The sequence below is a fragment of the Pseudomonas sp. PGPPP4 genome, assembly GCF_002256045.1.
GTDB lineage: Bacteria > Pseudomonadota > Gammaproteobacteria > Pseudomonadales > Pseudomonadaceae > Chryseomonas > Chryseomonas oryzihabitans.
The window spans coordinates 33,580-49,841 of record NZ_NKID01000008.1; the positions used below are offsets into that span (position 1 = coordinate 33,580).

At 67.2% G+C, this 16,262-nt stretch carries 17 protein-coding genes and 1 pseudogene; 11 read left to right on the plus strand and 7 right to left on the minus strand.

Annotated features, from left to right (window positions below; genetic code table 11):
- Nucleotides 1-384: 384 nt before the first annotated feature.
- From CFE50_RS15055 to fabA, 3 genes are all read right to left on the minus strand, one after another.
- The gene (locus CFE50_RS15055; RefSeq protein ID WP_007160486.1) at nucleotides 385-1,599 is read right to left on the minus strand and encodes a sugar MFS transporter; all 1,215 of its coding nucleotides are present in this window, start codon (nucleotides 1,597-1,599) and stop codon (nucleotides 385-387) included.
- Nucleotides 1,600-1,852: 253 nt separating this feature from the next.
- The gene (gene fabB / locus CFE50_RS15060) at nucleotides 1,853-3,070 is read right to left on the minus strand and encodes a beta-ketoacyl-ACP synthase I (RefSeq protein WP_027598063.1); all 1,218 of its coding nucleotides are present in this window, start codon (nucleotides 3,068-3,070) and stop codon (nucleotides 1,853-1,855) included.
- A gap of 11 nt (nucleotides 3,071-3,081) precedes the next feature.
- Nucleotides 3,082-3,597: a 3-hydroxyacyl-[acyl-carrier-protein] dehydratase FabA gene (gene fabA, locus CFE50_RS15065; protein WP_007160484.1), complete on the minus strand. Its 516-nt coding sequence runs from the start codon at nucleotides 3,595-3,597 to the stop codon at nucleotides 3,082-3,084.
- Nucleotides 3,598-3,973: 376 nt separating this feature from the next.
- Between fabA and CFE50_RS15070 the strand changes: the two genes are divergently transcribed.
- From CFE50_RS15070 to CFE50_RS15095, 6 genes are read left to right on the plus strand one after another with little or no spacing between them, the layout of a single operon-like run.
- Complete coding sequence (locus CFE50_RS15070) at nucleotides 3,974-4,996, plus strand: NAD(P)H-dependent glycerol-3-phosphate dehydrogenase (RefSeq protein WP_042132876.1); 1,023 nt, start codon at nucleotides 3,974-3,976, stop codon at nucleotides 4,994-4,996.
- 31 nt (nucleotides 4,997-5,027) lie between these two features.
- Nucleotides 5,028-5,327: a DUF4389 domain-containing protein gene (locus tag CFE50_RS15075; protein WP_044340959.1), complete on the plus strand. Its 300-nt coding sequence runs from the start codon at nucleotides 5,028-5,030 to the stop codon at nucleotides 5,325-5,327.
- Nucleotides 5,324-5,779, plus strand: a complete 456-nt coding sequence (gene sixA / locus CFE50_RS15080; RefSeq protein WP_017641976.1) for a phosphohistidine phosphatase SixA — start codon at nucleotides 5,324-5,326, stop codon at nucleotides 5,777-5,779. Before CFE50_RS15075 ends, sixA begins: the two co-directional genes overlap by 4 nt.
- 20 nt (nucleotides 5,780-5,799) lie before the next feature.
- A complete protein-coding gene (locus tag CFE50_RS15085) occupies nucleotides 5,800-6,243 on the plus strand; it encodes a hotdog fold thioesterase (RefSeq protein WP_017641977.1) in 444 nt (147 codons plus the stop codon).
- Between the two features lie 31 nt (nucleotides 6,244-6,274).
- On the plus strand, nucleotides 6,275-7,156 hold the full coding sequence (locus tag CFE50_RS15090; RefSeq protein WP_144957733.1) for an alpha/beta fold hydrolase: 882 nt from the start codon (nucleotides 6,275-6,277) through the stop codon (nucleotides 7,154-7,156).
- Between the two features lie 6 nt (nucleotides 7,157-7,162).
- Complete coding sequence (locus CFE50_RS15095; protein WP_077172383.1) at nucleotides 7,163-7,972, plus strand: DUF4892 domain-containing protein; 810 nt, start codon at nucleotides 7,163-7,165, stop codon at nucleotides 7,970-7,972.
- On the opposite strand, the gene CFE50_RS15100 is transcribed toward CFE50_RS15095, so the two are convergent.
- Nucleotides 7,969-9,159: a CynX/NimT family MFS transporter gene (locus CFE50_RS15100; RefSeq protein WP_241495371.1), complete on the minus strand. Its 1,191-nt coding sequence runs from the start codon at nucleotides 9,157-9,159 to the stop codon at nucleotides 7,969-7,971. The genes CFE50_RS15095 and CFE50_RS15100 overlap by 4 nt on opposite strands.
- A gap of 343 nt (nucleotides 9,160-9,502) precedes the next feature.
- Here CFE50_RS15100 and selD point away from each other — a divergent pair, with 343 nt between their 5' ends.
- The 5 genes and pseudogenes from selD to CFE50_RS22860 all read left to right on the plus strand — a co-directional run bounded on the left by selD (nucleotide 9,503) and on the right by CFE50_RS22860 (nucleotide 14,105).
- Complete coding sequence (gene selD, locus CFE50_RS15105; protein ID WP_286734682.1) at nucleotides 9,503-10,537, plus strand: selenide, water dikinase SelD; 1,035 nt, start codon at nucleotides 9,503-9,505, stop codon at nucleotides 10,535-10,537.
- On the plus strand, nucleotides 10,537-11,637 hold the full coding sequence (gene mnmH / locus CFE50_RS15110; RefSeq protein WP_286734685.1) for a tRNA 2-selenouridine(34) synthase MnmH: 1,101 nt from the start codon (nucleotides 10,537-10,539) through the stop codon (nucleotides 11,635-11,637). The genes selD and mnmH overlap by 1 nt, the downstream gene beginning before the upstream one ends.
- 77 nt (nucleotides 11,638-11,714) lie before the next feature.
- The gene (locus CFE50_RS15115) at nucleotides 11,715-12,005 is read left to right on the plus strand and encodes a hypothetical protein (RefSeq protein WP_007160474.1); all 291 of its coding nucleotides are present in this window, start codon (nucleotides 11,715-11,717) and stop codon (nucleotides 12,003-12,005) included.
- 1,026 nt (nucleotides 12,006-13,031) lie between these two features.
- A pseudogene (locus CFE50_RS22855) lies at nucleotides 13,032-13,220 on the plus strand (HAMP domain-containing protein); the annotation flags it as partial.
- A gap of 42 nt (nucleotides 13,221-13,262) precedes the next feature.
- Nucleotides 13,263-14,105, plus strand: a complete 843-nt coding sequence (locus tag CFE50_RS22860; RefSeq protein ID WP_502694706.1) for a methyl-accepting chemotaxis protein — start codon at nucleotides 13,263-13,265, stop codon at nucleotides 14,103-14,105.
- Nucleotides 14,106-14,114: 9 nt separating this feature from the next.
- Here the strand turns inward: CFE50_RS22860 and CFE50_RS15125 are convergent, their stop codons facing one another.
- Genes CFE50_RS15125 through ubiG form a run of 3 tightly spaced genes read right to left on the minus strand, consistent with a single transcriptional unit; the run spans nucleotide 14,115 to nucleotide 16,232 of the window.
- Complete coding sequence (locus CFE50_RS15125; protein WP_286734690.1) at nucleotides 14,115-14,849, minus strand: YciK family oxidoreductase; 735 nt, start codon at nucleotides 14,847-14,849, stop codon at nucleotides 14,115-14,117.
- 8 nt (nucleotides 14,850-14,857) lie between these two features.
- Nucleotides 14,858-15,529: an N-acetylmuramic acid 6-phosphate phosphatase MupP gene (gene mupP / locus CFE50_RS15130; RefSeq protein ID WP_241808701.1), complete on the minus strand. Its 672-nt coding sequence runs from the start codon at nucleotides 15,527-15,529 to the stop codon at nucleotides 14,858-14,860.
- A gap of 4 nt (nucleotides 15,530-15,533) precedes the next feature.
- Nucleotides 15,534-16,232, minus strand: coding sequence for a bifunctional 2-polyprenyl-6-hydroxyphenol methylase/3-demethylubiquinol 3-O-methyltransferase UbiG (gene ubiG, locus CFE50_RS15135; protein WP_007160470.1), 699 nt, complete (start codon nucleotides 16,230-16,232; stop codon nucleotides 15,534-15,536).
- Between the last annotated feature and the right edge of the window lie 30 nt (nucleotides 16,233-16,262).

The window sequence follows — 16,262 nt, forward strand, 5'->3', positions numbered from 1 at the left end:
CCCTGCGGTAACGACAAGACGCCCGTATCGAAAGATACGGGCGTTTTCTTTTGCCTGGGATCTGGCCAGAGCAGGGTGGCCGCGCCGCGTCAGACCGCAAGGTCAGGCCCTTCGATTGGCAGGTATGGGAGAGCCCTCCCAGCCGTCTTGGCTACGCCGAGAGCGAAGGGCAAGGCAGGGCCCTCCAGACGGCCTCTGCCGATGCTGCATGGCGGGAGGTACGGGGATGGCGCACGGTGGGTCAGATCGCGCGTGCAGGGTCGTACAGCCCGCTATCTGGCAGGTGTGCAGGTCAGTCGATCAGGCGGGAGATAAGGAAGGAGGAGAGCGGAGGGGTAGCGGAAGGGACGAAGCGCTGGCAGGCCGCCAGCGCTTCGGGGTGGATCAGCGACGCAGGGTGGGGCGATAGCCCATTACGCCGTAGAACAGGATGTAGAGGTAGCAGACCAGCGGGATCAGGAAGGAGGGCAGCAGGCCGATGGTGTCGGCGAAGTAGCCCTGGATGGCCGGCACCAGTGCGCCACCGACGATACCCATGCACAGCAGGCCCGAACCCTTGGAGGTGAACTTGCCCAGGCCCTTGAGTGCCAGGGAGAAGATGGTCGGGAACATGATGGAGTTGAAGAAGCCGATGGCCAGCAGCGCCCACATGGCGATCTTGCCACCCTGCAGCACGGCCACGGCCAGCAGCACGCCAATGGCGATGGCGTTGAAGGTCAGCACCAGGTTCGGCCGCACCTTGGTCATGATCACGCCGCCGATGAAGCGACCGACCATGGCGCCACCCCAGTACAGGGACAGGTACTTGGCGGCGGTGGCGGCGTTCAGGCCGGCCACGTCCGGGCTTTCCATCAGGCTCACCAGGTAGCTGCCGATGGACACTTCCGCGCCCACGTACATGAAGATGCCGACCACGCCGAGCAGCAGGTGGCGATAGGCCCAGACGCTGTTGGCGGTCAGGGCGTTCTCGTCGGTGGCGTTGTCCTGTTCGGTGTCCTTGATCTGCGGCAGGCGGAAGAGGCCGATGATCACCGCCAGGGCGACCAGCATGCCGGCCAGGATCAGGTAGGGCAGCTGCACCGAGTGGGCGGCGGAGTCTTCACCGACCAGCGCCAGAATGGTCACCGCGCCCACCAGCGGGCCGACGGTGGTACCCAGGGAGTTGAAGGCCTGGGTCAGGTTGAGGCGCGAGGCCGCGGTTTCCGGCTTGCCAAGGATGGTGACGTAGGGGTTCGCCGCCACCTGCAGCACGGTGATACCGGCCGCCAGCACGAACAGGGCGGTCAGGAAGAAACCGTAGGAGTGAGCTCCGGCGGCCGGGTAGAACAGCACGCAACCGACGCCGGCGGTGAGCAGGCCGACGATGATGCCCTTCTTGTAGCCCAGGCTTTCCACCAGGCGACCGGCCGGGAAGGAAACGATGAAATAGGCGGTGAAGAAGCAGAACTGGATCAGCGAGGCCTGCAGATAGCTGAGGGTGAAGACCGCCTTGAGGTGGGGGATCAGGATGTCGTTCAGCGAGGTGATCAGACCCCACATGAAGAACAGCATGGTGAGGACGATCAAGGGTCCGCGGTAGCTCTGGTTTTGATTGTGCATTGGGGCTCCATGGGTACAACAGTTTCTTGTTTCTGCCCGCTAGTTCGGACAGCGCTGTCTATGGCGGCTGCGCAGGTACAGCGAAGCGGCGCGAGATTAAGCTATTCGTGCTGCTGAATCCATTCTTCCTGGAGGTTCGCAGGCGAAGTGCCGGCGCCTTCGACCGCGGGGCCCATGACCGGTTCAGCAGGGCAGGGAGCAGAAATGAAAAACGGCGCCAGAGGCGCCGTTTGGGTCACACAAGCGAGGGCTATCAGCCCTGCCAGCGCTTGAGTACCAGGGTGGCGTTGGTGCCGCCGAAACCGAAGCTGTTGCTCATGATGAGATCCAGCTTGGCGTTTTCCTTGGTCTCGCGCAGGATCGGCAGATCGGCGACTTCCGGATCCAGTTCGTCGATGTTGGCCGAACCGGCGATGAAGTTGCCTTCCATCATCAGCATGCAGTAGATGGCCTCGTGCACACCGGCAGCGCCCAGGGAGTGGCCCGACAGGCTCTTGGTGGAGCTGATGGCCGGAGCCTTGTCGCCGAACACGGCGCGCACGCCCTTGATCTCGGCCACGTCGCCCACCGGGGTGGAGGTGCCGTGGGTGTTCAGGTAGTCGATCTCGCCGTCGACGGTGGACAGCGCCTGCTGCATGCAGCGGATGGCGCCTTCGCCACTCGGGGCGACCATGTCGTAGCCGTCGGAGGTCGCGCCGTAGCCGACGATCTCGGCATAGATCTTGGCGCCGCGGGCCAGGGCGTGTTCGAGCTCCTCGACCACCACCATGCCGCCGCCGCCAGCGATGACGAAGCCGTCACGCTTGCTGTCGTAGGCACGGGAAGCCTTTTCCGGCGTCTCGTTGTAGTCGCTGGAGAGCGCGCCCATGGCATCGAACAGCATGCTCTGGGTCCAGTGCTCTTCCTCGCCGCCACCGGCGAAGACCACGTCCTGCTTGCCGAGCTGGATCTGCTCCATGGCCAGGCCGATGCAGTGGGCGCTGGTGGCGCAGGCCGAGGCTACGGAGTAGTTCAGGCCCTTGATCTTGAAGGGCGTGGCCAGGCAGGCGGAGACCGTGCTGCTCATGGTCCGGGTCACGCGGTAGGGACCGACGCGCTTGACGCCCTTCTCGCGCAGGATGTCCAGGGCTTCCATCTGGTTGAAGGTGGAAGCGCCACCGGAACCGGCGATCAGGCCGGTGCGGGGGTTGGAGACCTGCTCTTCGGACAGGCCGGAGTCCTTGATCGCCTGCTCCATCGCCAGGTAGGCGTAGGCGGCGGCATCGCCGACGAAGCGCTTGACCTTGCGGTCGATCAATTCTTCGAGATTCAGGTCGATGGAACCGGAAACCTGGCTGCGCAGACCCATCTCGGCATATTCCGGATTGTGACGGATGCCGGCACGACCCGCGCGCAGGTTGGCGGAAACGGTGTCTTTATCATTGCCCAGGCACGAAACGATACCCAGACCGGTAATGACGACGCGACGCATGCGAAAAGCCCTTAGAAGCTATCGGTGGAAGTGAACAGGCCGACGCGCAGACCTTCGGCGGAGTAGATCTCGCGGCCGTCCACGCTAACGGTGCCATCGGCGATGGCCAGAATCAGCGACCTGTTGATGGTGCGTTTGATATGGATATTGTAGGTGACCTTCTTGGCGGTCGGCAGTACCTGGCCGAAGAACTTCACTTCGCCAGAGCCCAGGGCGCGACCGCGACCCGGATTGCCCTGCCAGCCAAGGTAGAAACCGACCAGCTGCCACATGGCATCCAGGCCTAGGCAGCCCGGCATCACCGGGTCACCCTCGAAATGGCAACCGAAGAACCAGAGGTCGGGACGGATATCGAGTTCCGCCACCAGTTCGCCCTTGCCGTATTTCCCGCCTACCTCACTGATATGCGTGATCCGATCGATCATCAGCATGTTCGGTGCGGGCAATTGGGCATTGCCCGGACCGAAGAGCTCGCCACGGCTGCAGCGCAGCAAGTCTTCGTAGGTAAAGGCGTGTTGTTTGGTCATGCAAGCTCCTGTAGCTGGCCTAGGTCCAGGCTCTGGCGACTCCGAAGGTCGCTCTGGGTATGGCTTCGTGTAGCAGTAGACTGCCGGGGCATCGGGAAAGTCACAGGCCAGCGCCCCGCTCGTTAACGGACCATTGTGCACTTTTCGCAGTCAATTCTCCATCCTGGGCGCCCGCTCGGGGTCGCGCGCGCCCTGGGGCGACGCGGCGGGCAGTACCGGGAAAGGGGTGTTTGCCACCCTAGATAAGTATTCCTCGGGCGTTTTCAATACCGTTCGGCCGATACGCGGCAGACCGTGAACCGGCCCTGAGGCCGGCGCGCGGCTACCGTATACTGAGCGACGAGGCCGCGTGATTGCGGTGAAGCCGAGAGTTTCGATGACAGTCCAATCCCCCATCGCCGTCCTGGGCGGCGGCAGCTTCGGTACCGCCCTGGCCAATCTGGTCGCCGAGAACGGGCTGCCGGTGCGCCTGTGGATGCGCGATCCGCACCAGGCCGAGACCATCCGCCGCGAGCGCGAGAATCCGCGCTATCTGAAGGGTATCAAGGTGCACGCCGCGGTCGAGGCCACCAGTGACCTGCAGGGCGCCATCCAGGGCTGCGAGCTGATCCTGGTGGCCCTGCCGTCGAGCGCGCTGCGCCAGGCCCTGGCACCCATCGCCCAGCAGCTGGAAGGGCGTTTCCTCGTCAGCACCACCAAGGGCATCGAAGCGCATTCCTTCATGCTGATGAGCGAGATCCTCGCGGAAATCGTGCCGCGGGCGCGCATCGGCATCATCTCCGGGCCCAACCTCGCCCGCGAGATCGCCGAGCACCAACTCACCGCCACCGTGGTGGCGAGCGAGGACGAAGAGGTGTGCCGGCGGGTCCAGGCGGCGCTGCACGGCCGCACCTTCCGCGTCTATGCCAGTGCCGACCGTCTCGGCGTGGAGCTGGCCGGCGCCCTGAAGAACGTCTACGCCATCATCGCCGGCATGGCCGCGGCGCTGGCGATGGGCGAGAACACCCGCAGCATGCTGATCACCCGGGCCCTGGCCGAGATGACCCGCTTCGCCGTGCAGCGCGGCGCCAATCCCATCACCTACCTGGGCCTGGCCGGGGTAGGGGACCTGATCGTGACCTGCTCGTCGGAGAAGAGCCGCAACTACCGGGTCGGCCATGCCCTGGGGCGAGGATTGACCCTGGACGAGGCGGTGGCGCAGATCGGCGAGACCGCGGAAGGCGTCAATACCCTGCGCGTGCTCAAGGAAAAAGCGGACGAGTTGGGCGTCTACATGCCCCTGGTCAACGGCCTCTATGCGATCCTGTTCGAGGGCCGCAGCCTGGGGCAGGTGATCGAGGCCCTGATGGGCGGCGAGCCCAAGACCGATGTCGATGTGGCGGACGCCCCCTTCAATTGAGCCGCTACACTGTCTGAAAAGAGGAATTCCCATGTCCCAACCCGAACATTCCCGCGAGCTGCTAGGCCTGCGCCTGATCTGGATGCTGCTGTTCCTGTTCGTCTGGCTGGGTGCGCAGTACGTGCTGGCGGTGGTGGTGCTGGTGCAACTGGTGGTGCGCCTGATCAAGGGCGAAGCCAATCCCGGTTTGACCGCCTTTGGCGCGGCCCTGGGCAACTATCTGGCGCAGATCGTCCGCTTCGGCACCTTCGCCAGCGAAGTGAAGCCCTGGCCCTTCGCCGACTGGCCGGCCACTGAGCAACCCGACGACCGCTCCGCCACCGCGCCATGAAGCTCTGGCTGCTGCGGCATGGCGAAGCCGAGGCGCGGGCGCCCAGTGACGAGCTGCGCGAGCTGACCGCGACCGGTCGCGCCGAGGTGCTGCGCAGCGCCCTGCAGCTCAAGGGTGCCGAGTTGCAGCTCATCCTCGCCAGTCCCTATGTGCGCGCGCAGCAGACGGCGGCCCTGGTGCAACAGCAGCTGGGCTGGCCGGGCGAGTTGCGCAGCGTTTCCTGGGCCACGCCCGACGGCGAGCCGGAACGCGCCCTGGCGGAGCTGGCGCGACTGGAGGTGGAGGAGCTGCTGCTGGTGACCCACAATCCCTTCGTCGGTGAACTGGCCGGCTGGTTGCTGCACGGTCATCGGCAGGCGCCGGTGGCCATGGGCACCGCCTCCCTGCTGTGCCTGGAGGCGCCGCTGCCCCTGGCCGGCGGTTTCGATCTGGTCAGCCGCTTCCACGGCTGACGCCCTTGCAAGGAAAGTACATGAGCATCTGGCAGACCCTTCCGGATCCTGAGGACCTCGGGCGTGCGCTCGAGAACACCCTGGCCGAACACCTGGACATGCGGATCGAAGCCTGGGACGACAGCAGCCTGACCGCCAGCATGGTGGTCGACCGCCGCACCCACCAGCCCATGGGGTTGCTGCATGGCGGCGCGTCGGTGGCCCTGGCGGAAACCGTGGGCTCGATCGCCAGCATGCTCTGCGTGGATCGCTCGCGCTTCTATTGCGTGGGTCAGGAAATCAATGCCAACCACCTGCGGGGCGTGCGCTCCGGGCGGGTGACGGCGGTGGCGCGTCCCCTGCACCTGGGGCGCAGCAGCCATGTCTGGGACATCCGCCTGAGCGATGAAGAGGGGCGCCTGACCTGTGTCTCACGGCTCACGGTAGCCGTGGTGCCCTTGCAGCGGGATGCCTCCCCGGCATGAAGCGCGCACTGGCACCCGCGGAGTGGAAATCATGACCGCCCAGGTGCAAGAATTGCGGCTGGAATTGCCCCATATCGAGTTGAGCGCCCGGACCTTCGGTCCGGAAGATGGCTATCCGGTGCTGGCGCTGCATGGCTGGCTGGACAATGCCATGACCTTCGCCCAGCTCGCGCCACGGCTGCACGGCCTGCGCATCGTCGCTCTGGACCTGCCGGGTCATGGTCTGTCGGCCCATCGTCCCGCAGGCGTTGGGTATGCGATTCAGGACTATGGGCTGGATGTGCTCGCGGCTGCGCAGCAACTGGGCTGGGATCGCTTCGGTCTGCTTGGCCATTCGATGGGCGCCATCGTCGGCGTCATCGCGGCCGCGGCCCTGCCGGAGCAGATCGAGCGCCTGGCGCTGATCGATGGCCTGCTGCCCTATACAACGCCGGCAGAGGAGATCGCCGAGAAACTCGGCAAGGCGCTGCTGGCGGAGCTGGAGCTGCCCAACCGGCGCAAGCCGGTCTACGCCACGGTGGAAGACGCCGTAGCGGCGCGGCTGAAGGGGTCGCTGACGGTCAGTCGGGAAGCCGCCGAGCTACTCGCCGAGCGTGGCTTGATGGCGGTACCCGGTGGCTACACCTGGCGTTCTGATCCCCACCTGAGGCTGCCCAGTCGAATGAGGTTCACCCCGGAGCAGGCCGAAGCCTGTCTGCGCGCCGTGCGCTGCCCCACAGCCCTGGTGGTGGCCGCGGGTGGCCTGGTGGCGCCCCATGCCGAGGCCATGCGCCTGGCGCGAGAACAGCCGAACTTCAGCCTTCACGAATTGCCGGGCGGGCACCATCTGCATCTGGACGATGCAGCGGGCGCCCAGGCCGTCGCAGATTGTTTCAATGCCTTCTTTGCCGCCGGCACCGGGCACGACGAATAATACGGCATGCCTAGCCGTCTGTTCTGCCCGCGCTCCCGCTTCCTGCCACGCCTCCTGCTGATCGGCCTGCTGCTGTCCCTTGGGACGACGCAGGCGGAGGTGCTGCCGGAGATCGCACCCATGGACCATGCCCAATTGGTGCGCGAAAGCGGACCGGCAACCGCCGAACGCCTCTATCCGCTGGGGCCAGTCAGTCGCATCGGCGGTCGCCTGCGCCTGGAGGATTCGCTGCAGGTGGAGGGCCAGCTCCAGACCCAGACCTTCGAGCTGGCCAGCGGCCATCCGCCGCTGGCGCGGCTGGACAGCGAGCGGCAGCGCCTGCAGCAGCAGGGCGCGACGCTGCTCTACTGGTGCGAAGGGCGTGATTGCGGCGCCAGCAACGTCATCGCCAACAGCCTACTGGGCGAGGCCATGCTCTATGGACCGGACGATCAGCAGGGGCTGCTGGTGCTGCAACTGGCGGAGCCGCAGACGGTGCTGACGCTCTATGGCATCACCCGTGGCAATCGTCGCGGCTATCTGCATGCCGAGCGGCTGCAGGCAGGCCAGCCCCTCCCTGAACTGTTGCCGAGCGCCGCCACCCTGCTCAAGGAGTTGCAGCGCGACGGTCAGCTGCTCCTGCCCGCCCTGGAGCGGGCCCCTGAGCAACCCTGGATCGCCCGGCTGGCGGCGGCCCTGGCGCTCAATGGCGATGTGGCGGTAACGCTGGGCGGCGACCAGGCAGACGCCTGGCAGCGTGCCCTGCGCGAAGCGGGTATCCGCGCGCCGCGGCTGCAGACCGAGGCCAGTCGAGCCGCCGGACTCTATCGCCGCTAGACGTCGTTGACGTAGCGGGTCCGCCCCGCACCCAGGCCGAACAGCGTGGCCAGCACGGCGATCAGGGTGAAGAGCACGCCCATGGGGGCCCAGCCGTGGGTGGCGTCGTGGATGATGCCCACCAGCAGCGGACCGAGCGAGGCCAGGCTGTAGCCCGCGCCCTGGGCCATGCCCGATAGCCGTCCGGCGGTTTCCGCATCCCGCGAGCGCAGCACCAGCAGGGCGAGCGCCAAGCTGAAGGTCCCGCCCTGGCCCAGGCCGAGTATCACCGCCCACAGCCAAAGACTGCCGACCGGGGCGTAAAGGCAGCCCAGCAGGCCGGCGAGGGTCAGACTCATCACCACCACGATGGCCAGGCGCTGGTCCTGGCCCCGCGTCGCCAGCCAGGGGGCGGTGAGGGCGCTGACCAGCTGGGTCATCACCGAGCCCGACAGCATCAGGCCGGCCTGCACCATGCCCAGGCCGCGATCCATCAGCAGGGTCGGTAGCCAGCCGAAGACGATATAGGCCAGCGACGACTGCAGGCCCATGTACAGGGTGATCTGCCAGGCCAGCCGATTGCGCCACAGCGAACCGCCAGCCCCGCGGCGCGGTGCGATGGTGGGTGGCTGGCGCAATTGCGGCAGCCAGACCAGCAGGGCCACCACGGCGACCAGGGCCCAGGTGGCGAGGGCCGGTTGCCAGCGGCCGTCGAAGGCCTCGGCGAGCGGCGCGGTGGCCCCGGCGGCCACGGCGGCGCCTATGCACAGCATCATGGTGTAGAGCCCCATCAGCTGGCCGGCCTGGGCGGGGAAATCGCGCTTGACCAGGGCCGGCAACAGGACGCCGAGGATACCGATGCAGGCGCCGGCGATCAGGCTGCCGACAAACAGCCCAAGGGGTGGCAGCAGGCTGCGCAGGACGATGCCAGCGGCCAGCAATGCCAGGATGGCGCCGAGCGTGCGTTCGCTGCCCCAGCGGCGGGCCAGGCGCGGAGCCAGGGGCGCGAACAGCCCCAGGCAGAGCACCGGCAGGGTGGTGAGCAGACCGATGGCGCTGCTGGAAAGACCCGTGCTGGCCTCGATCTGCCGCAACAGGGGCGCCAGGCTGGAGAGCGCCGGGCGCAGGTTGAGGGCGATGAGCATGAGGCTGGCGAGCAGCAGGCCGCGTTGCCAGGGGGTAAGGGGGGAGGAGGCTGGAGAAGACATGAGTACGGCTATGACCGGGGGAACTGGCAATGCTAGCGCACCCTGGCCATAACGCACGGCGCTTCCGTTCGCTACCCTTCAACGGGAAAAAATAGTTGGCGGACCGGCTAAAAAATCGCCAGTTCGTCCATCGCCGCACCGCCGCTCGCTTGTCCGGGGTCGGTTGGAGGTTTTCCACGAGGTTATCCACAGCAACTGTGGATTACCGCCAGAAAACAGCCCTTTTGCTTTGGCTGGCGATCTGTTAGGCGCGGTCGGTGCCCGCCGGCTGACGGGCATTTGCTACTATTACGCCCCTTCGCGCTGGCTGTCGAACCAGCGCCACCGCTGAACCGGAGTAACGATGACCGATCCCATTCGCCTCACCCAATACAGCCACGGCGCCGGTTGTGGTTGCAAGATCGCCCCCAAGACCCTGGAGACCATCCTGGCCGGCAGCGGCGCTCAGCACCTGGACCCGCGACTGTGGGTGGGCAATGCCTCGCGCGACGATGCGGCGGTCTATGGCCTGGACGAAGAGCGCGGGGTGGTCTCCACCACCGATTTCTTCATGCCGATCGTCGATGACCCCTTCGATTTCGGGCGCATCGCCGCCACCAATGCCATCAGCGACATCTACGCCATGGGCGGCGACCCCCTGCTGGCCATCGCCATCCTCGGCTGGCCGGTCAACGTGCTGCCGCCGGAAGTGGCGCGCGAGGTCATCGCCGGCGGCCGCCGCGTGTGCGACGAAGCGGGCATTCCCCTGGCGGGCGGTCATTCCATCGACGCGCCCGAGCCGATCTTCGGCCTGGCCGTCACCGGGATCGTGGAAAAGCGCCATCTCAAGCGCAACGACACCGCGACCCTGGGCAGCCGCCTCTATCTGACCAAGCCGCTGGGCATCGGCATCCTCACCACCGCCGAGAAGCGGGCCTTGCTGCGCCCCGAGGATCGCCATCTGGCGCGCGACACCATGTGCCAGCTCAATCGTCCCGGTAGCCGTTTCGGCCGCCTGGCCGGCGTCACTGCGATGACCGACGTCACCGGCTTCGGGCTGCTCGGCCACCTGGTGGAGATGGCCGACGGCAGCGGCCTCACCGCCGAACTCGACTTCGCCGCCATTCCCCGCCTGGAAGGCGTGGACTTCTATCTGCAGCAGGGCTGCGTACCTGGCGGGACCGAGCGCAACTTCGACAGCTACGGCAGCCGTATCGCCCCGCTGGACGAAGGCCGCCGCCAGCTGCTGTGCGACCCCCAGACCAGTGGCGGCTTGCTGGTGGCCGTGGCACCCGCGGGCGAGGCGGAATTTCTCGCCGTGGCCGCGGAGCTGGGCCTGGCCTTGCAACCCATAGGGCAGCTGGTGGCTCGGCGCGCCCATGCGGTCGAGGTGGCTTGATGAACCAGCGTGAGGATGCCCGCGACTTGCGAGCGCTGTTCCTGAGCGATGTACCCCTGATCGATGTCCGCGCCCCGGTGGAGTTCGGCAAAGGTGCCTTTCCCCAGGCGACCAATCTGCCATTGATGAACGACCTGGAGCGCCAGCGCGTCGGCACCCGCTACAAGCAGCAGGGTCAGCAGGCGGCGCTGCAACTGGGTCACCAGCTGGTGTCCGGGGCGGTGAAGGAGGCGCGCATCCAGGCCTGGGCCGACTTCGCCCAGGCCCATCCGGAGGGCTACCTCTATTGCTTCCGCGGTGGCTTGCGCTCCCAGATCAGCCAGGAATGGCTGCGCAGCGAAGCCGGCATCGCCTATCCACGGGTGGTGGGCGGCTACAAGGCCATGCGTACCTTTCTCATCGATACGCTGCAGCAGGCCCTGGCCGAGTGCGGCTTCGTGGTGGTCGGTGGCATGACCGGCACCGGCAAGACCGAAGTGGTGGCCCAGCTCGACAACGCCGTCGACCTCGAAGGCCATGCCAATCACCGCGGCTCCAGCTTCGGCAAGCGGGCCACGCCCCAGCCGGGCCAGATCGATTTCGAGAACAGCCTGGCCATCGACCTGCTGCGCCGCCGCCATGACGGGCAGGCGCAATTCGTGCTGGAAGACGAATCGCGCCTGGTCGGTCGCTGCTCCCTGCCGCTGGAATTGCACCAGGGCATGCAGCAGTACCCGCTGGTCTGGCTGGAAGACAGCCGGGAAAACCGCATCGAGCGCATCCTGCGCGACTATGTCATCGACCTGGCGGCGGAATTCGTGGCCCTGCACGGCCCCGAACAGGGCTTCCGCCTGTTCGCCGAACAGCTGCGCAAGAGTCTCTCTGGCATCGCCAAGCGCCTGGGGGGCGAACGCTTCCAGCGCCTGTCGGCCATTCTCGAGGACGCCCTCGCCGAGCAGGAGCGCTCGGGTGACGTCGCGGCGCATCGCGGCTGGATCGAGGGCCTGCTGGCGGAATACTACGATCCCATGTACGCCTATCAGCGCGAGACCAAGGCGTCCCGGGTGATCTTCAGCGGCGACCAGGCCGCGGTGGTCGAGTTTCTGCGCAACCGGCGCTGAACAGTGCTTGGGGTTGGCGGTCTACGCTGCGGTTATCCGGCCGTTCCGGCCGGTTGCAGGTGCAAGGAGAAAGAGAGATGAAAGCGAAACTGGTTCCCGTCCTGGCCGCTACGCTGGCTGCCGTGGTGCTCGCCGGCTGTTCGGGCAAGGTGGTCAATCGCGACAGCTGCGCCGCCCAGACCCGTTCCGCCTGGCAGGAACTCGACCTGGCCAAGGCCGAAGGCTTTTCCGGCACGGTGAGCTACTCCAAGGCGCTGGCCTTGCTGTCCACCGCCAAGACGCAGCAGCAGGTCGAGGCCTACACCGGTTGCGTGAAGAACGCCGAAAAGGCGCGCTTCTACATTCGCGAGTCCCGCGCCGGCCGCTGATGGCTCGTCCCCTGGCCAACGGCCGCCGTCCAAAGCGACGCCGACATAACCGCGCGCGACGGATAGTGGCGGTTTGCTCCGCACCCTCTCAAGAATCGGCTTCTGCAGACGACAGCGTCGGTAGAACTCATTTTGTCGGGGTGCGGTATGAAAGGGATTGCGCGCTATCGCCTGGCCAATTGGCGAACCGCGACCAAGCTGGCGGTGGGCTTCGGGCTGGTGCTGCTGCTGACCCTGGTGGTGGCCCTGCAGGGCGGGCTCGCACTCAAGGACGTCGAGCATAGATTCGGCTCCCTGCGCGACATGGCGGCGGTCAACCGGCAGGTGATGCAGGTCCGCGCCCTGGAGCAGGGCTTTCGCCTGAGTGGCGAGGCCGCCCAGGCGGAGCACCTGCGCCAGGCCCTGCCGGCTGTGCTCGAGCGACTGGGGCAGCTGGAGAGTGAGGTGGGCAGTGCCAACGCCGTCGACCTCGACGCCGCCCGCGCAGCCACCCAGGCCTATGGCGCCGCCTTCGCCGATTTCGAACGGCTCAACACCTCGCGCCGCCTGGCCATGGAAGGGGCGGCCTTTCTGGTGGAGGGCGCGGCCAACAGCCTGGATATCCTCCAGTCCGGTCTGCTGGATGACGGCGCCTATGCCCTCAAGGAGTCCGGCGGCAAGCAGGGCGCCGAACTCCTGACCCTGTCGCAGCAGGTCGGCGAACTCTATCGCCTGATGCTCAAGAGCCTCGACGAAGCCCAGGCGCGGGCCGGCCAGAGCACGGTGGACGACAAGCCGCTGCCTTCGGCCAGTGCCGCCCTGGAATTGCTGGCCAAGGTCGAGCCGCAGCTGAGCGATCCGGCCTATTCCTCGGTCATCCAGGACGTCTCCACCAACATCAAGGAATTCATCCGCCGCCTCGGCGACTATGCGGCCGCCCTGGCCCGGGAGCAGGCCGCCGGTGCGCGGATGACCAGCCTGGCGGAGACCGCGGTGCAGCGGGTCGATGCCCTCTATGGGCAACAGGAAACCGAACTGCAGGCGATGATGACCAAGCGCCTGCTGACCATCGGTGGCGTGGCCCTGCTGGCGCTGATCGTTGGCGCCCTGGCCGCGCTGATCATCACCCTGGCCATCGTCCGGCCGCTGCGCAAGGTGATCGCCGCCGCCGAGCGCATCGCCCAGGGCCAGCTGGATGTCGAGTTGACGGTGGATCGGGGCGATGAGATCGGCCAGTTGCAGCGTTCCAGCGCCAGCATGGTGGCGGCGCTGCGCGGCATGGTCCTGCAGCTGCAGAGCGGTATCGGCCGGCTCGGCCAGTCCGCCGCCGCCCTGGCCGAACAGGCCCGTGAGGCGCAGTTGGGCGTGACCCGGCAGCGCGAGGAAACCGATCAGGTGGCCGCGGCCATGGCCGAACTGGCCGCCACGGCCCAGGGGGTCGCCGCGGACGCCGAAGCCGCCGCCGGTGCCGGCGATCAGGCCGAGCGCCAGGTCAGCGATGGCCAGGCGGTGATCGGCCGCAGTCTGGCCGGTATCGAGACCCTGGGGGTGGATGTCCGGTCTGCGGCCGAGCGCCTCGAAGGCGTGTCCCACGACAGCCAGGCGATCAGCAGTGTGCTGGACGTGATCAAGGCGGTGGCCGAGCAGACCAACCTGCTGGCGCTCAATGCGGCCATCGAAGCGGCCCGCGCCGGTGAGCAGGGGCGGGGGTTCGCCGTGGTCGCCGACGAGGTCCGGGCCCTAGCCCGGCGTACCCAGCAGTCGAGCGTCGAGATCGAACGGCTCATCGTGGTGCTGCAGAAGGGCAGCGGCGAGGCGGTCGCACGGATGCAGCAGAGCGAGACCCTGCTCGTCGGCACCCTGGACAGTGCCGGCGACACCCGGCGCGCCTTTGCCGGTATCGCCACGGCGGTAGCCAGCATCCAGCAGAGGAATCAGCAGATCGCCGCGGCGGCCGTGCAGCAGCGCGGGGTGGCCGAAGAAGTGGCGGTCAATGTCACCCGGATTCGCGACGGCGCCGATCAGTCCAGCCAGGCGATGGCGGCCACGGCCTCAGCCAGCCGCGAGCTGGCGTCACTGGGTGACGAGCTCGCGCGCCTGGTGCAGCGCTTCCACGTCTGATCGACTCCGCTACTGGGCGTTGAGCGCCTGGCCAGTGGTGCCCCGGCTGGCCGGACCGAGCAGATAGAGATAGACCGGCAGGATGGCCTCCGCCGCGGGCACCCGGGCCGGGTCCTCTTCGGGATAGGCCGCCGCTCGCATGGCGGTGCGGGTACCGCCCGGGTTGACGCTGTTGACCCGGATGCCGTCCTCGGCCAGCTCCTCGGCCCAGACCTGCATCAGTCCCTCGGTGGCGAACTTGGACACCGAATAGGCGCCCCAGCCGCCCCGGCCCTTGCGACCGACACTGCTGGACGTGAAGATCAGCGAGGCCTCACCGGCCGCCCTGAGCAGTGGCAGCAGGGCCTGGGTCAGGGCGAAGCCGGCCTGGACGTTGACCTGCAGCACCTGCGCCAGGGCCATGGCGGGCGTCTCTTCCAGCAGCACCCGCGGTCCCAGCAGGCCGGCGTTGTGCACCAGCCCATCCAGGCGACCATGACGTCGCTGCAGGTCTTCGGCGACGGCGGCATAGGCGGCTGAATCGGCCCGTTCGAGATCCAGCACCAGAGTCTCGGCCTGGCCACCGCTGGCCAGGATCTCCTGGCATACCTGATCCAGCGCCGCGGCATCGCGACCCTGGAGGATGACGCTGGCGCCCAGGGCGGCGCAGCCCTTGGCCAGTGCGGCGCCGATGCCGCGATTGGCACCGGTGACGAGGATGACGCGGTCCTTGAGCAGCTTGGCCGGAGCCTGGTAGTCGAACATCTGAACTCCTAGCAGCCGCACAGCGCGCGATCGAGCAGGGCGCGCAATTCCAGTGGATGGTCGATGATGGCGTCGGCGCCCCAGTGCTCGGGGCGGTCGTCCGGATGGATGTAGCCGTAGCGCGCCGCCACCGTCTTGCTGCCAGCGGCGCGACCGGATTCGATGTCGCGCAGGTCGTCACCGATGAACAGGGCGGTCTGCGGATCCACGTCCAGTTGCCGGCAGGCCAGCAGCACCATCTCCGGATCCGGCTTGCTGTGCGTGACGTGGTCCGGGCAGACCAGGCAGGCCGAGCGCTCGGCCAGGCCCAGGCGCTGCATGATCGGCTCGGCGAAGCGCACCGGCTTGTTGGTCACCACGCCCCAGCGCAACCGGGCGGCGTCGAGATCGCGCAGGATTTCGTCCATGCCGTCGAACAGCCGGGTGTGGACCGCGCAGTGGTCCTGGTAGCGCTCGAGAAACTCCAGGCGCAGGGGTTCGAGTTCGGCACCCAGGGGATCGATCTCGAAGCCGGCCAGGATCATCGCCTTGGCGCCACCGGAGATCACGCCGCGCAGGCGGGCTTCGTCGGCGGGCGCAAGGCCCCTGTCCTGACGCATGCCCTGGACGATGGCGATGAAGTCCGGCGCCGTGTCGAGCAGGGTGCCATCCATGTCGAAGAGGACCGCTTGCAGACGCATGGCCTTAGTCCTCGCGCTGGGTGCGCACCATATAGTTCACCGTCACGTCGCCTTCGAGCTTGTATCTCTTGGTCAGCGGGTTGTAGGTGAGGCCGATGACGTCGCGCAGGTTGAGGCCGGCGGCACGGGCCCAGGCACCCAGTTCCGAGGGGCGGATGAACTTGCGGAAATCGTGGGTGCCCCGCGGCAGCAGACGCAGCACGTATTCGGCCCCGACGATGGCGAACAGATAGGCCTTGGGATTGCGGTTGATGGTGGAGAAGAACACCTGGCCGCCCGGCTTGACCAGGTCGTGGCAGGCCTTGATCACCGAGGAGGGATCCGGCACGTGCTCGAGCATCTCCAGGCAGGTCACCACGTCATAGGTGCCGGCGTGCTTGCGCGCGTGGTCCTCGGTGGTCTCCTGGATGTACTCCACCGGCACGCCGGATTCCAGCTGGTGCAGGCGGGCGACGGCCAGGGGCGCCTCGGCCATGTCGATGCCGGTCACCTGGGCACCGCGCTGGGCCATGGCCTCGCTGAGGATGCCGCCACCGCAGCCGACGTCCAGCACCTTCTTGCCGGCCAGGCCCGCGTGCTGGTCGATCCAGTTGACGCGCAGCGGATTGATGTCGTGCAGCGGCTTGAATTCGCTCTCGCGGTCCCACCAGCGGTAGGCGAGGGCCTCGAACTTGGCGATCTCGGCGTTATCGACGTTGGACATGGGGTTCTCCAGAGGCAAGGGAGCGGGGCG